We start from the raw sequence: 14,103 nt of genomic DNA on the forward strand, positions 1-14,103 counted from the left end.
GAGGGAGCTTGCTCCCGCTGGGGCGCGAAGCGGCCCCAAGACATCCACCCCAGTCGTGTCAGGCAAACCGGCGGCGGCAGGTTTTGCGCCTGCTGCGCAGCCGAGCGGGAGCAAGCTCCCTCGCCACAGGGGTATGCTCAAGTCATATAAGCGCAGGCTTCGCCCCGAAAGGGTTTTTGCGTAAAATGCCGGCCTTTCGTCACACCTCACGGATTTCGCGTCATGGGCACTCTTACGGTCAACCAGAACAAACTGCAAAAGCGCCTTCGCCGCCAGGCGGGTGAGGCTGTCGCCGATTTCAACATGATTGAAGATGGCGACAAGGTCATGGTCTGCCTGTCCGGTGGCAAGGACAGCTACACCCTGCTCGACGTGCTGATGCATTTGCAGAAGGTCGCCCCGATCAAGTTCGAGATCGTGGCCGTGAACATGGACCAGAAGCAGCCAGGCTTTCCCGAGCACGTGTTGCCGGCTTACCTCAAAGAACTGGGCATCGAGTACCACATCGTCGAGAAAGACACCTATTCGGTGGTCAAGGAGCTTATTCCTGAGGGAAAAACCACCTGCTCGCTGTGCTCGCGCCTGCGTCGTGGCACGCTCTACACCTTTGCCGATGAAATCGGCGCGACCAAAATGGCCCTCGGTCACCACCGCGACGACATTGTCGAGACGTTCTTCCTGAACATGTTCTTCAACGGTTCGCTCAAGGCCATGCCGCCGAAGCTGCGCGCTGACGACGGTCGCAACGTGGTGATCCGTCCGCTGGCCTACTGCAACGAAAAAGACATTCAGGCCTACTCGGATTTCAAACAATTCCCGATCATCCCGTGCAACCTCTGCGGCTCCCAGGAAAACCTGCAACGCCAGGTGGTTAAAGAGATGCTGCAGGAATGGGAACACAAGACGCCGGGCCGTACCGAAAGCATTTTCCGCAGCTTACAAAACGTGATCCCGTCGCAACTGGCGGACCGTAACTTGTTTGACTTCACCAATCTGCGCATCGATGAAACCGCCGCATCGCGGTTCGTCAACGTAGTAAACCTCTGAACAAATGGTGGGAGCGAGCCTGTGGTGAGGGGGCTTGCCCCCGTTGGGTTGCGAAGCGGCCCCAAAATCGCTGATACACCAAAGATTTTGTGAGTGCTACGCACTCAAACGGGGACAAGTCCCCTCGCCACGGGTCGCTCCCACAGTTGGTTTTTCGCTTCAATCCTCAGGAGAGGGCATGCGCGACTACAAGTGGCTGAACGAATACTGCTTGAACCGCTTCGGTTCGGCAGCTGAACTGGAAGCCCATCTGCCCGTTCCCAAGACCCCGGCGCAATTGCGCAAGATCAGCGACGACCGTTACCTCTCGACCATGGCGTTGCGGGTGTTCCGCGCCGGGCTTAAGCACAGCCTGGTGGACGCCAAGTGGCCGGCGTTCGAAGAGGTGTTCTTCAAGTTCGACCCGGAAAAAGTCGTGCTGATGAGCGCCGAACATCTGGAGCGTTTGATGCAGGACGCGCGGATCATCCGCCACCTGGGCAAGCTCAAGAGCGTGCCACGCAATGCGCAGTTCATTCTGGACGTCGCCCATGAGAAAGGCAGTTTTGGCGCGTTGATCGCCGAATGGCCGGTGACCGATATCGTTGGCTTGTGGACTTACCTGAAAAAACACGGGCATCAGTTGGGCGGGTTATCGGCACCGCGATTCTTGCGGATGGTCGGCAAGGACACCTTCGTGCCGAGCTACGACGTGGTGGCTGCGCTGAGTGCGCAGAAGATCGTCGACAAGGTGCCGACCAGCCTGCGGGACATGGCCACGGTGCAGAATGCGTTCAACCAGTGGCATGAAGAGAGCGGTGGGCGGCCGATGAGCCAGATTTCGATGATGCTGGCTTACACAGTGAATCATTGAGACCGCGTTGCCCCAATCGCAGGCAAGCCAGCTCCCACACGTTTTTGCGTCGATCACACATTTGTGTTTCAACAGAGATCCTGTGGGAGCGGGCTTGCCCGCGATGGCGGTATGTCAGGCGACGGAGGTTTCGCCTTCACCCGCCAACTTGCGGTTCAACTGAAACCGCCACCGCACATACAACATTGCCGAGCAGAACACCGCCAGGCTCGCGCCCATCTCCAGTAAACCGAACAGCTGCCGGTTCGGGTCATACGCGGCCAATGCGCCCTTCATGAAATACAGATTCACCACAAAGCACATCCACGAATGCCCGCGGGCGCTGCCGACGATCATCCCCGGCGCCAGCAACAGCAGCGGCACCAGTTCGATCAGCAGAATCACCCACGGCCGCGCGCCGTGCAGGTCGGCGAATATCAGGTAGTAGGCGCAAAGCAGTCCCACCAGGCCGAAAAAGCACAGCAGGCTGATGACGCGCATCGCCCGTACTCGCGGTTCGAGCCATTCGATGGAAGGCAGAATCTTCGGCTTTTTGGCCATATCAGCTCACCAACTTTTGCGCAGTCTTCGCCAACCGCAGGCCCAAGGCCCGGCACAGCGCAACTTCGTGTTCATTCAAGCCGCTTTTGCCATCGGCACCGGCGTGATGGCTGGCGCCGTAAGGCGTGCCGCCACCGCGGGTTTCCAGCAGCGCCGACTCGCTGTAAGGCAGGCCGGTAATAAGCATGCCGTGGTGCAGCAACGGCAACATCATCGACAGCAGCGTGGTTTCCTGGCCGCCGTGCAGGCTTGCGGTGGAGGTGAACACGCCAGCCGGTTTGCCCACCAGGGCGCCGGTCAGCCACAGGTTGCTGGTGCCATCGAGAAAGTACTTCAACGGTGCAGCCATGTTGCCGAACCGGGTCGGGCTGCCGAGGGCCAGGCCGGCGCAGTTCTTCAAGTCGTCGAGGCTGGCGTACAGCGCGCCTTCATCGGGAATGTCCGGCGACACGGCTTCGCATTCAGTGGAGATCGCCGGCACGGTGCGCAGGCGCGCTTCCATACCGGACTGCTCGACACCACGGGCGATCTGCCGGGCCATTTCATTGGTCGAGCCGCTGCGGCTGTAATACAGCACCAGAATGTACGGCGCACTCACGGCAGCAACTCCAGCACATTTTCCGGCGGACGGCCGATGATGGCTTTGTCGCCGACTTCGAGAATCGGTCGCTCCATGAGTTTCGGGTGCGCGGCGATGGCGGCGATCAATTGCGCCTCGCTCAGGCTGCTGTCGGCCAGGTTGAGGGTTTTGTACTCGTCCTCGCCGGTGCGCAGCAGTTGCCGGGCGCTGATGCCGAGCTTGCTCAGCAGGCTCTGGATTTGCGCGGCGTCGAGCGGGGTTTCCAGGTAGCGGACCACGGTCGGAGCCACGCCACGAGCTTGGAGCAGTTCGAGCGCACCGCGGGATTTCGAGCAGCGCGGGTTGTGATAAAGCGTCAGATCGGTCATGTGCGGGTCGCATCTTGCGTAAGGTGGCGGCTATTCTAACTGTGCGGCGCGTAATCCAGAACCTTGGGAGGCGATGGGTCGCAGGTGCATTCTATTTTTGACAAGGATCGAGACATGACAAGGCGACTGGCAGCGGCATTGGCGATCATGGGGGCGTTGTTGCTGGGGGGCTGCGGCAACGACTATGGCACCGACCAAAATGGTCACAAAGTCGCCGCCGAGCGTCTGGACAAACAATGGCTGGTGCTCAATTACTGGGCCGAATGGTGCGGTCCGTGCCGTACCGAGATTCCCGAGTTGAACGTTTTGTCCGAGCAGCTCAAGGGCAAGAAGATCGGGGTGTTCGGGGTCAATTTCGACAATGTGCAGGGCGAAGAGCTGAAAAGTGCCAGCGAGAAACTGGGGATCGCTTTCACCGTGCTGGCGCAGGACCCGGCCGACCTTTTCGAATTGCCGCGCAGTGAAGCGCTGCCAGTGACTTACATCATCGATAACAAGGGCAAGGTGCGGGAACAGTTGATGGGGGAGCAGACGGCGGCGGGGGTGATGGCGAAGCTTGAGGCGTTGCAGGCGATTAACTGATCGAACGCCGACCTGTGGTGAGGGAACTTTGTGGCGAGGGGGCTTGCTCCCGCTCGGCTGCGCAGCAGTCGCAAAACCTGTGCACTTCAGGGTTTAGGGCTGCTTCGCAGCCCAGCGGGAGCAAGCTCCCTCGCCACAGTCACTCACTTGGCTACCTGATCAACCCTCTTCAAGCCACCAACGCAACGGCTTGCCTTGCGCTGGCCAGAAGCGCATCTGGTCGATCGGTGAAACATCCCAGCGCTGCACGTTTTCCAGCGCCTGCAGGAAGCGTTTTTCCTGCTCCATCAACGCCGGCGCACACATTTTTCGGGTGCTGCCGATCTTGCCGAAGCTCAGCTTGTCGCCTTCCAGGGTATACGGCGCGAACCAGTGGTTGCAGCCGCCGTTGCCATAGGCCCGACCGTCATCATCGAGGGTGATGGTCAGGTGGCTGTAGTCCATCAGCGGACGCTCGCCGATCCACTCCAGAATGTAGCTGCGGTTGTGTTGCAATTGCACCGGCTCGGCGGCGCAGCCCAACAGACTGGCGCCGGCCATGGCGGTCAGAGCAAGGCGTTTCATCACGCAGGCTCCTGGCACTTCTTGCACAGGTGCTTGTCAGCAACAGTGGCCCACCCCAGCTCGGCAATCCGTGCCGTGGCCGCCGGTTTTTCGGCCTTGTTGCCCAGTTTGGCGTCGACCGCGAACTCAAAGCTCAGCTCTTTGGCACAGCTGTCGCAGTTGACTTTCCAGGTATGGATCGCCAGTTCGCCGAACACCGGACCACTGGCCACCGCGACCCATTGGCCCGGCGGGTTGATCAGATGGCGAACCGTTTCGACGGTCAGGCGCATGGACAAGTCCTTGCTGCCTTTAAGGGTCACTACCAGCACGTCGTTATTACGAATCGAGCCGCCGTTGCCGGTGACTTGATAACGCCCCGGCACGAGGGCGCGGCATTCGGTGAGGGTGTGTTGCGGGTTCATCAGGCTGTAGCGGAAATCGTGTTCGACCATGGGTCCTCCAAATATGCGCGATATGCTAGCACGGGCATGAACGCAGCATGGCGCGGGCATGTGACCTTCGATCTGGTTCGAATTACCTGTCGAGTCATGGCACACTGCCGCTTTTGCATCTCTAAGGAACAGAAATGGCGTTGATCGAATGTTTTGAATGCAAGCAACGCATCAGTTCCACGGCGCCTGCTTGCATTCATTGCGGTGCACCTGCGGTGGCAGAGCCCGCCACGTCGACGGCAACGCAGGCGCCTCTTTCTTTCGGGCGTTTACCGACCAATGAGAACGTGCCCAGGGTGACCCCGGCCGCTTTCGGGCGCAACCGTAAAGCCGAAGTCGAGGCAGAGATCCCGGCACCGGCACCCGGCGGGCCGCGTCCGGTGGAACTCTGGCTGAAACTGATGATTTTCTTGCTTCCGCCGTTTTTTGTCTGGTTCCTGCTACGTCGCGGGCATTCGCTGGGGCAGCGCTTGCTGGGTTTCGGCTGGCTGGCGTTTATGTACCTTTTGTCCAAGGCCTGAGCCGATCAGCTCTCGACCTGATTCTGTGGCGAACCAGCCGCCCAGGCCGCGATGTTGTGCAGAGTGGTCGCGGCAATCGCGCCCAACGCTTCACGGGTGAGGAAGGCCTGGTGCGCCGTGATGATGACGTTCGGAAAGGTCAGCAGGCGCGCCAGCACATCGTCCTGCAGCGGCAGGTCGGAGCGATCCTCGAAGAACAGCTGCGCCTCCTCTTCATACACATCCAGCCCCAAATAGCCCAATTGGCCGTCCTTCAACGCATCGATCAGCGCCGGCGTATCCACCAGACCGCCACGCCCGGTATTGATTAACATCGCGCCGGGCTGCATGTGCGCCAGTGACTCGCTGTTGATCAAATGTTTGCTCTGTTCGTTGAGCGGGCAATGCAGGCTGATGATCTGCGACTCGGCCAGCAGTTGCGGCAAGCTGAGGTAGCGCGCGCCGAGCGCCTCGACCTGCGGGTTCGGGTAAGGATCACAGGCCAGCAACTGGCAGCCGAAGCCGTTCATGATTTTCGCGAACGTCGCGCCGATCTGCCCGGTGCCGACCACGCCGACGGTCTTGCCCACGAGGTCGAAACCGGTCAGCCCATGCAGGCTGAAATCGCCCTCGCGGGTACGGTTGTAGGCACGGTGCAGTCGGCGGTTAAGCGCCAGGATAAGCGCCACCGCATGTTCGGCCACCGCGTGAGGCGAGTAGGCCGGAACCCGCACAATCGCCAGCCCCAGGCGCTTCGCCACCGTCAGGTCGACATGGTTGTAACCGGCCGAGCGCAGGGCAACCAGGCGTGTGCCGCCCGCCGCCAGACGTTCGAGTACCGGAGCGCTGAGGTCATCATTGATGAAGGCGCAGACCACTTCGTGATGCTCCGCCAGCGCCACGGTGTCGAGGCTCAGTCGCGCCGACTGGAAATGCAGCTCGATGCCGACAGGAAGGTCGGCACTCAGAAAGCTGTCGCGGTCGTAAGTCTGGCTGCTGAAAAGAATCGTGCGCATGCTGTGCTCCTGGAAGTCTCAAACCGGAATGCGGTGAGCTTAGCCTTCAAGGCGCCCAGCGTTATTGCGCTGCATCAGGCATTGATGCGCGCCTGGGCCGCCAGGCGATTGATGGCTCGTTCGAGTTCTTCCAGCGCACCGGGGGCTTTCGGGTCCTGTTGCTTGAGCAGGGTTTCACTGCGCTGGCAGGCGGCGCGCAGCTGCGGGACGCCGCAATAACGGGTCGCCCCATGCAGGCGATGGACCCGCTCGATCAGGGCATTCTGGTCATTGGCTTCACGGGCGACGCGGATGGCCTCGCGGTCGGCTTCCAGGGAAGCCAGCAACATTGCCAGCATGTCCGCCGCCAGATCGGCCTTGCCGGCCGCCAGGCGCAGCCCTTCATCGTGATCGAGCACCTGCAACTCATGACCGTTGTGGCTTTCGCTGGAGCGCTCCGGCCCCAGATTACGCAACGCCAGGCCGGTCCATTTCAGCACCACTTGTGCCAGTTGCCGTTCGCTGATGGGTTTGGTCAGGTAGTCGTCCATGCCGCTTTGCAGCAACGCGCGTTTTTCGTTGGCCATCGCGTGGGCGGTAAGGGCAACGATCGGTAGCGGCGTGCAATGCCGCTCGCTTTCCCATTGGCGAATGGCTTCGGTGCTCTGGCGGCCGTCCATGCCGGGCATTTGCACGTCCATCAGCACCAGGTCGAAGGTCTCGTTCTGCACGGCCTTGACCGCGGCATAACCGCTTTCCACCGCGAGCACCTTGGCGCCCATGTCTTCGAGCAGGGTTTGTACCAGCAGCAGATTGGCCGGGTTGTCATCGACGCAAAGGACCTTCGGCGCGCGGCTTGAAAGTGGCTCGCCGGGGTCGCTGCGCTGCTGGCGCGGGTTGACCAGATCCGACAAGGCCCGGCGCAGTTTGCGCGTGCAGGCCGGTTTGGACTGCAGCTGGCTGTGGGGGTTGGGCACCGAGAGGTGGAACAGCGTCAGTTCGGTGGTCGGGCACAGCACCAACACTCGGCAGCCCAGGTGTTCGAGGTCCCAGATATGCTGGTTGAGGCGCTCCGGCGGCATGTCATTGCTGGTGATGCCGAGCACTGCCAGACCGATGGCCTGATCGGTCTGATGGGCGCCGGTCACGCCGTTGGCCAAGCTTTCCAGGGTATTGAACGGCGTGACTGCCAGGCCGCAGTCCTCTAGTTGATGCTGCAAGGCCTGACGGGCCAGCTCATGGTTTTCCAACACCGCCACCCGCTGTCCGAGCAACGGTGGACCGGGCAGGTCTTCGGCGTCGTCGCGGGTTTTGGGCAGGCTCAGGCTGATCCAGAATTCCGAACCTTCACCCGGTGTGCTGTCGACGCCGATCTCGCCGCCCATCTGCTCGATCAGGCGTTTGGAAATCACCAGCCCCAGGCCGGTGCCGCCAGGTTGTCGGGACAGCGAGTTATCGGCCTGGCTGAAAGCCTGGAACAAGGCGCGCACGTCCTGATTGGACAGACCGATGCCGGTGTCCTGAATGCTGATGCGCAGTTGCACGCTGTCTTCATGCTCCTCTTCGAGCATGGCCCGTGCGACGATGGTGCCTTCGCGGGTGAACTTGATCGCGTTGCTCACAAGGTTAGTGAGGATCTGCTTGAGTCGCAGCGGATCGCCCACCAGCGACAATGGCGTATCGCGATAGACCAGGCTCACCAGCTCAAGCTCTTTGGCGTGGGCGGCCGGGGCAAGGATGTTCAAGGTGTCTTGCAGCAGGTCGCGCAGGTTGAACGGAATGTGGTCGAGCACCAGTTTGCCGGCCTCGATTTTCGAGAAGTCGAGAATCTCGTTGATGATCCCCAGCAGGCTATCGGCGGATTTTTCGATGGTGCCCAGGTAATCGAGCTGGCGCGGCGTCAGTTCGCTTTTTTGCAGCAAATGGGTGAAGCCGAGAATGCCGTTCAGCGGCGTGCGGATTTCATGGCTCATGTTGGCCAGGAACTCGGATTTGATCCGGCTCGCCTCCAGGGCTTCCTTGCGTGCCAGGTCGAGCTCGATGTTCTGGATTTCGATGGTTTCCAGGTTCTGACGCACGTCTTCGGTGGCCTGGTCGACGCTGTTTTGCAATTCTTCCTGAGCGTTCTGCAGGGTCCCGGCCATGCGGTTGATGCCGGACGCCAGTTCATCCAGCTCCTGGCTGCCGAGGGGTGGCAGGCGGGTTTCCAGATGACCATCCTTGAGCTGTGCCACGGCTTGTTTGATCTGGCTCAATGGCCGGTTGATCGTCCGGCCCATACGCAACGCCAACAGCGCCGCTCCGATCAGGCCTGCGCCGATCAGCAGCAGGCTGGCGAACAGGCTGCGGTAACCGCGCAGCAACATGCCACTGTGTGACAGTTCGAGTTCGACCCAGCCCAGCAGGCGGTCGGCTTCATCGGGGATCAGGTCGCCGGCCAGGTTGCGGTGCTTGCCGAACACCGGCAGCAGGTAGCGCGTGGCGTCATTGCCACTGCGGCGCAACAGCTGTGAGCCGTTGCCCAAAGGGGCCTGATTGAGCATGGTCGGGCCAGCGTGGGCCAGCGGTGTGCGGTCGGGGGCGAGGAAAGTCACCGCGCGCACGTCGGTTTGTTCCAGGAACTGGGTGGCAATGCGTTCCAGCAGGTCGCTGTCTTTGCGACCCATGGCCGGGGCCACCAGCGGTGCCAGCTGCTCGGCAATCATTTCGCCGCGCTGCATGAGTTGGGATTGCAGGTCCGATTGCTGCATCCAGGTGAAATAGCCGCCCAGGACCAGCGCCATCAGGGTGGTCGGCAACAGAGTCAGCAACAGCACGCGGCCTTTAATTCCCAGTTTCTTGAGCACGCATCTCTCCCGCATCCAGCTGTTTATTGACCTGCACATGCGTCCGGCACGCGCCACCTGCGCAGTGTAGCGATTTGCATGCGGGCAATCTTCGTAAAATTGATGTCGTCATTCGTCGGCCAGTTCAATGCTTTGGTCGCGGAGGGGCAAACCTTGGCTTGCCCCTGTCGAGGCAATCTTGAATAATCGGCGACTGAGAATTATTTGCAGATACTCATGACTCCCATCTCTGTTGGCCATCCCCGAATCCTCTCCATCGAAGACGATCTGGTGCTCGGTGCTTATGTCCATGAGCATCTGGGGCGCTGCGGTTTTCAGGTGACCTGGTGCCAGAACGGTCAGGAAGGGTTGGCCATTGCCCGCCAGCAAGCCTTCGATGTGGTGTTGATGGATATTCTGCTGCCGGGGCTGGATGGCCTGGCGGTGCTGACCCAACTGCGCCAGAGCCATTCCACGCCAGTGGTGCTGATGTCGGCGCTGGGCGCGGAGGCGGATCGCATCAGTGGCTTTCGCCTCGGCGCCGACGATTACCTGCCCAAACCTTTCAGCATGGCCGAGTTGCGAGTGCGCATCGAGGCGATCCTGCGGCGGGTGGCGCTCGACCGGCGGCCGGCGCCGGCACCGATTACTCCTGCGATGGACAGCCTGCGTTTCGACGATGAGCGGTGCGAGGTCTTTTTGGGCGGGCACGCGGCCGGCCTGACTCGCAGCGAATATCGGTTGCTGGATACATTGAATCGCAACGGCGATGAAGTACTGAGCAAGGCGTTCCTTTATCAGCAGGTGTTGCAGCGCGGTTATGCGCCCCATGACCGCAGCCTCGACATGCACATCAGTCAGATTCGCCGCAAACTCAAGGCCATCGGTTACACCGAGCGTGAAGTGCGTACGGTCTGGGGCAAGGGGTATGTCTTGAGTGCGGCCGATGAAATGGTCTGACGTGCCGGGCAGGCATTCACTGTTCTGGAAACTGGCTTGCTTGTTGGTGGCGTTCTGTCTGCTGATGATCTGGTTGAGCTGGTCCTGGGGCCGCTACATGGAAAAGAAAAACCTGTTCCTGTCCGACGAGGCCCGGGGCACCCTGATGCGCTACGCCGCCGAGGCGGAGCGGGCGTGGAACGAACAGCAGAGTGCAGGCATAGATGCCTGGTTGCAGCGTGTCCGCCAGCGTGAGTCGACTTGGGTCGGTGTCATCGGCGCCGACTTGCAATCGCTGAGTAATCATCCGCTGGCCAACCAGGAAATCCAGCGCCTGACCTTTTTGCGCGGTCTGGATTGGCCAGTCAGTCGGCGTCACCAAGGCCTGCCGTGGCTGAAAATTCCATTTCCCAACGACCCGTCTGCCGGCAGCCTGGTGATCGAGTTGCCTCAACGTTTCATGCCCGGACGCTACCGGGTGTTTTGGCGGGTGATCACCAATGGGGTGATTCCCGGGCTGTTCACCCTGCTGCTGTGCGTGGGGCTGTATCGATTGTTGGTCGTGCCATTGAACAGCTTGCGCGAGCAGGCCAACGCCTGGCGCGCCGACCAACTGACTGTGCGTTTATCGAGTCGCACCACCAATCGTTCGGATGAATTGGGTGAACTGGGCAGGGCTTTCGATCACATGGCCGAGCGTCTGCAAGGCACGGTGGCCCTGCAACAGCAACTGCTGCGCGACCTGTCCCACGAATTGCGCACACCACTGAGCCGGCTGCGGGTAGCCAGCGAAAGCGAGCAAGACCTGGGGCAACTGCGCGAACGGATTGGCCGGGAAGTCGACGGCATGCAGCGCTTGGTCGAGGACGCCCTGCAACTGGCCTGGCTCGACACCGAGCGCGCGCGGTTGCCCGATGAAGCGATCCAGGTCCAGGCCTTGTGGGAAATGCTCACGGAAAACGCCTGCTATGAAAGTGGCTGGCCGGCGAGTCAGTTGCACTGTGCAGTGGATGCATCCTGCTGGGTGCGTGGCCATCTCAATACCCTGGCCCAGGCGCTGGAAAACATTCTGCGCAATGCCATTCGTCATTCACCCAAGGGCGGTGTCGTGACGCTCGGTGGTCGGCGTGATGGCGATTTCTGGCACTTGTGGCTGGAAGACGAGGGCGGCGGGGTGGCTGACGAGGATCTTGAACGGATTTTTTCGCCGTTTATCCGGCTCGATGGTTCGCGGCCGGGGGATGGTGGATTCGGATTGGGTTTGAGCATCGCGAGGAATGCGGTGCAGCGCCAGGGTGGGCGGTTGTGGGCGGAGAATAGCGGGGCAGGGTTGCGGCTGAATATGCGGTTATTGGCGGATGATAACGGTGTTAGTGATGACGCCATCGCGGGCAAGCCCCCACAGTTGATATCTGTCTGCCACAAATTGTGTGATCAACCCCAAACCCTGTGGGAGCGGGCTTGCCCGCGATGAGGCCCTCACATTCAATACGAAACCAACCCTTATTCCCATTCGCCATAAGCCCCTTACTTTGCGTGATATGGCCTGCGCGCGTTTGCCGGTATGATAGGCGCCCCCGCAGTCTGGATTGCGAATACGCCATGACCTTGCAGTACCCAACCATCGCCGATTGCGTCGGCAACACTCCGCTGGTCCGTTTGCAGCGCCTGCCTGGCGCCACCAGCAACACCCTTTTGCTCAAGCTTGAAGGGAACAACCCGGCGGGTTCGGTCAAGGACCGTCCTGCGCTGTCGATGATCACCCGCGCCGAATTGCGCGGGCAGATCCACGCCGGCGATACGCTGATCGAAGCGACCTCGGGCAACACCGGGATCGCCCTGGCGATGGCTGCCGCGATCAAGGGTTACAAGATGATCCTGATCATGCCGGACAATTCCAGCGCCGAGCGTAAAGCCGCCATGACGGCTTATGGCGCCGAGCTGATTCTGGTCAGCCAGGAAGAAGGCATGGAAGGCGCCCGCGACCTCGCCCAGCGAATGGAAGCCGAAGGCCGCGGCAAGGTGCTGGATCAGTTCGCCAACGGTGACAACCCCGAGGCGCACTACACCACCACCGGTCCGGAAATCTGGCGGCAGACCGAAGGCACCATCACTCATTTCGTCAGCTCGATGGGCACCACCGGCACCATCATGGGCGTTTCGCGCTACTTGAAAGAGCAGAACGACAACGTTCAGATCATCGGCCTGCAACCGATGGAAGGCTCGGCGATTCCGGGCATCCGTCGCTGGCCGCAGGAATATCTGCCGAAGATTTATCAGGCCGATCGCGTAGACCGGATCGTCGACATGGCGCAAAGCGAAGCCGAAGACGTGACGCGTCGTCTGGCGCGCGAAGAAGGCATCTTCTGCGGCGTGTCTTCGGGCGGTGCCGTGGCGGCGATGCTGCGTCTGTCCAAAGAAGTTGAAAACGCGGTGATCGTCGCGATCATCTGCGACCGTGGCGACCGTTACTTGTCGACCGGCATTTTCGACGCGCCCAACTGATGGCCAAGCAAGAGAGAGGCCTGCGCTTCCAGCCCACGGGCGGCAGCAAGGCACCGCAAGTCCCGACCGGCAAAAAGCAGCGCTTGACCATCGAGCGCCTGGCTAATGACGGTCGCGGTATCGCGTTTTTCGAAGGTCGCACCTGGTTCGTCATCGGCGCATTGGCCGGTGAAGACGTCGAGGCGCGAGTCTTGGGTGCCCACGGCAAAGTGGTCGAGGCGCGCACTGAGCGCGTGTTCCAGGCCAGTGATTTGCGTCGCCCGGCACCGTGCGCTCATGCCGCTCGCTGCGGCGGGTGCAGCGTGCAGCATTTGCCCCACAACGAACAGCTCGCCCTGAAACAGCGCATGCTCGCCGAGCAATTGTCGCGGGTTGCCGGTGTCGAACCTGAAGAGTGGGCAGCGCCGTTGAGCGGTCCGGAATTCGGTTACCGCCGTCGCGCCCGAGTGGCGGTGCGTTGGGACATGAAAGCGAAAAAACTCGAAGTCGGCTTCCGCGCTGCCGGCAGTCAGGACATCGTCGCCATCAACGAATGCCCGGTGCTGGTACAGCCCTTGCAACCGATCATGAGCCGCTTGCCGGAGATGCTGCGGCGCTTGAGCAAACCTCAGGCGCTGGGGCATGTGGAGTTGTTCAGCGGTTCGTCGTTGGCGGTGTTGCTGCGGCACATGGCGCCGTTGTCCGAAGCCGACATGACCATCCTCAAGGAATTCTGCGCGTTCCATGAAGCTCAGTTGTGGCTGCATGGTGACGGCGAGCCACAACCGGTCGAGGCCGATCAGTCGCTGGGTTATCGCCTTGAGCAGTGGGACTTGAACCTGGCGTATCGGCCGGGAGATTTCATCCAGGTCAACGCCGAGGTCAACGAAGCGATGGTCGCCCAGGCGTTGGCGTGGCTGGCGCCGAAATCTGATGAACGGGTTCTGGACCTGTTTTGTGGGTTGGGCAACTTTGCCTTGCCGCTGGCCAAAACCGTTCGCGAAGTGGTGGCGGTGGAGGGCGTGCAGGCGATGGTCGAGCGTGCCGCCGCGAATGCTGTCAGCAATAATCTGCATAACGCGAAGTTTTTTCAGGCCGATTTATCCCGGCCTTTGGCCGATGCCGAATGGGCCGATGAAGGCTTTTGTGCGGTACTCTTGGACCCACCTCGCGACGGCGCTTTTGAGGTGGTGCGCAAGCTGGCGTCCCTGGGCGCCAAACGATTGGTGTATGTGTCGTGCAACCCGGCAACGCTGGCGCGCGACACGGTCGAATTGATCAAGCAGGGCTACCGGTTAAAACGTGCCGGGATTCTCGATATGTTTCCTCAGACGGCACATGTCGAGGCCATGGCGTTATTTGAAGCGAGCTAGGACGGCTCGTCTGGTCCGA

The 14,103-nt window shown here is 61.0% G+C and carries 15 protein-coding genes; 8 read left to right on the top strand and 7 right to left on the bottom strand.

Annotation, left to right across the window (positions count from 1 at the left end; genetic code table 11):
* Positions 1 to 222: 222 nt before the first annotated feature.
* Complete coding sequence (gene ttcA / locus AB3226_RS22290; protein WP_367374630.1) at positions 223 to 1,047, top strand: tRNA 2-thiocytidine(32) synthetase TtcA; 825 nt, start codon at positions 223 to 225, stop codon at positions 1,045 to 1,047.
* A 178-nt stretch (positions 1,048 to 1,225) separates the two neighbouring features.
* Positions 1,226 to 1,900 carry a DNA-3-methyladenine glycosylase I gene (locus AB3226_RS22295; RefSeq protein ID WP_007899094.1) on the top strand — a complete coding sequence of 225 codons (675 nt, stop codon included), beginning with the start codon at positions 1,226 to 1,228 and terminating at the stop codon, positions 1,898 to 1,900.
* Positions 1,901 to 2,014: 114 nt separating this feature from the next.
* On the opposite strand, the gene AB3226_RS22300 is transcribed toward AB3226_RS22295, so the two are convergent.
* The 3 genes from AB3226_RS22300 to arsC are packed head-to-tail and all read right to left on the bottom strand — an operon-like array spanning position 2,015 to position 3,388.
* Positions 2,015 to 2,440 carry a DUF2069 domain-containing protein gene (locus AB3226_RS22300; protein WP_192345640.1) on the bottom strand — a complete coding sequence of 142 codons (426 nt, stop codon included), beginning with the start codon at positions 2,438 to 2,440 and terminating at the stop codon, positions 2,015 to 2,017.
* Position 2,441: 1 nt separating this feature from the next.
* Positions 2,442 to 3,038, bottom strand: a complete 597-nt coding sequence (gene wrbA, locus AB3226_RS22305) for an NAD(P)H:quinone oxidoreductase (RefSeq protein ID WP_008011647.1) — start codon at positions 3,036 to 3,038, stop codon at positions 2,442 to 2,444.
* Positions 3,035 to 3,388, bottom strand: a complete 354-nt coding sequence (gene arsC, locus AB3226_RS22310; protein WP_367374631.1) for an arsenate reductase (glutaredoxin) — start codon at positions 3,386 to 3,388, stop codon at positions 3,035 to 3,037. Before arsC ends, wrbA begins: the two co-directional genes overlap by 4 nt.
* A 114-nt stretch (positions 3,389 to 3,502) precedes the next feature.
* Between arsC and AB3226_RS22315 the strand changes: the two genes are divergently transcribed.
* A complete protein-coding gene (locus AB3226_RS22315; RefSeq protein WP_367374632.1) occupies positions 3,503 to 3,970 on the top strand; it encodes a TlpA family protein disulfide reductase in 468 nt (155 codons plus the stop codon).
* 159 nt (positions 3,971 to 4,129) lie between these two features.
* On the opposite strand, the gene AB3226_RS22320 is transcribed toward AB3226_RS22315, so the two are convergent.
* Together AB3226_RS22320 and AB3226_RS22325 are read right to left on the bottom strand one after the other, a co-directional pair.
* Entirely contained in the window at positions 4,130 to 4,534 is a 405-nt protein-coding gene (locus AB3226_RS22320) for an META domain-containing protein (RefSeq protein ID WP_367374633.1), read from the bottom strand.
* Positions 4,534 to 4,968 carry a hypothetical protein gene (locus AB3226_RS22325; protein WP_007899088.1) on the bottom strand — a complete coding sequence of 145 codons (435 nt, stop codon included), beginning with the start codon at positions 4,966 to 4,968 and terminating at the stop codon, positions 4,534 to 4,536. Before AB3226_RS22325 ends, AB3226_RS22320 begins: the two co-directional genes overlap by 1 nt.
* 134 nt (positions 4,969 to 5,102) lie before the next feature.
* Between AB3226_RS22325 and AB3226_RS22330 the strand changes: the two genes are divergently transcribed.
* Positions 5,103 to 5,489 (top strand): hypothetical protein, encoded by a 387-nt coding sequence (locus AB3226_RS22330; protein WP_367374634.1) that lies wholly within the window; start codon positions 5,103 to 5,105, stop codon positions 5,487 to 5,489.
* 5 nt (positions 5,490 to 5,494) lie between these two features.
* Here AB3226_RS22330 and AB3226_RS22335 read toward each other — a convergent pair whose 3' ends face one another.
* Positions 5,495 to 6,484 carry a 2-hydroxyacid dehydrogenase gene (locus tag AB3226_RS22335; RefSeq protein ID WP_367374635.1) on the bottom strand — a complete coding sequence of 330 codons (990 nt, stop codon included), beginning with the start codon at positions 6,482 to 6,484 and terminating at the stop codon, positions 5,495 to 5,497.
* 74 nt (positions 6,485 to 6,558) lie between these two features.
* Positions 6,559 to 9,309: a response regulator gene (locus AB3226_RS22340; protein ID WP_367374636.1), complete on the bottom strand. Its 2,751-nt coding sequence runs from the start codon at positions 9,307 to 9,309 to the stop codon at positions 6,559 to 6,561.
* A 216-nt stretch (positions 9,310 to 9,525) separates the two neighbouring features.
* On the opposite strand from AB3226_RS22340, the gene AB3226_RS22345 reads away from it, so the two are divergent.
* The 4 genes from AB3226_RS22345 to rlmD all read left to right on the top strand — a co-directional run bounded on the left by AB3226_RS22345 (position 9,526) and on the right by rlmD (position 14,084).
* Positions 9,526 to 10,248, top strand: coding sequence for a response regulator transcription factor (locus AB3226_RS22345; protein ID WP_367374637.1), 723 nt, complete (start codon positions 9,526 to 9,528; stop codon positions 10,246 to 10,248).
* On the top strand, positions 10,235 to 11,701 hold the full coding sequence (locus AB3226_RS22350; protein ID WP_367374638.1) for a histidine kinase sensor domain-containing protein: 1,467 nt from the start codon (positions 10,235 to 10,237) through the stop codon (positions 11,699 to 11,701). Before AB3226_RS22345 ends, AB3226_RS22350 begins: the two co-directional genes overlap by 14 nt.
* A 128-nt stretch (positions 11,702 to 11,829) precedes the next feature.
* A complete protein-coding gene (cysM, locus tag AB3226_RS22355; RefSeq protein WP_367374639.1) occupies positions 11,830 to 12,732 on the top strand; it encodes a cysteine synthase CysM in 903 nt (300 codons plus the stop codon).
* A complete protein-coding gene (gene rlmD, locus AB3226_RS22360) occupies positions 12,732 to 14,084 on the top strand; it encodes a 23S rRNA (uracil(1939)-C(5))-methyltransferase RlmD (RefSeq protein ID WP_367374640.1) in 1,353 nt (450 codons plus the stop codon). Before cysM ends, rlmD begins: the two co-directional genes overlap by 1 nt.
* The last annotated feature ends 19 nt before the right edge of the window (positions 14,085 to 14,103 follow it).

It is taken from the genome of Pseudomonas lini, assembly GCF_964063345.1.
Taxonomy (GTDB): domain Bacteria; phylum Pseudomonadota; class Gammaproteobacteria; order Pseudomonadales; family Pseudomonadaceae; genus Aquipseudomonas; species Aquipseudomonas lini_B.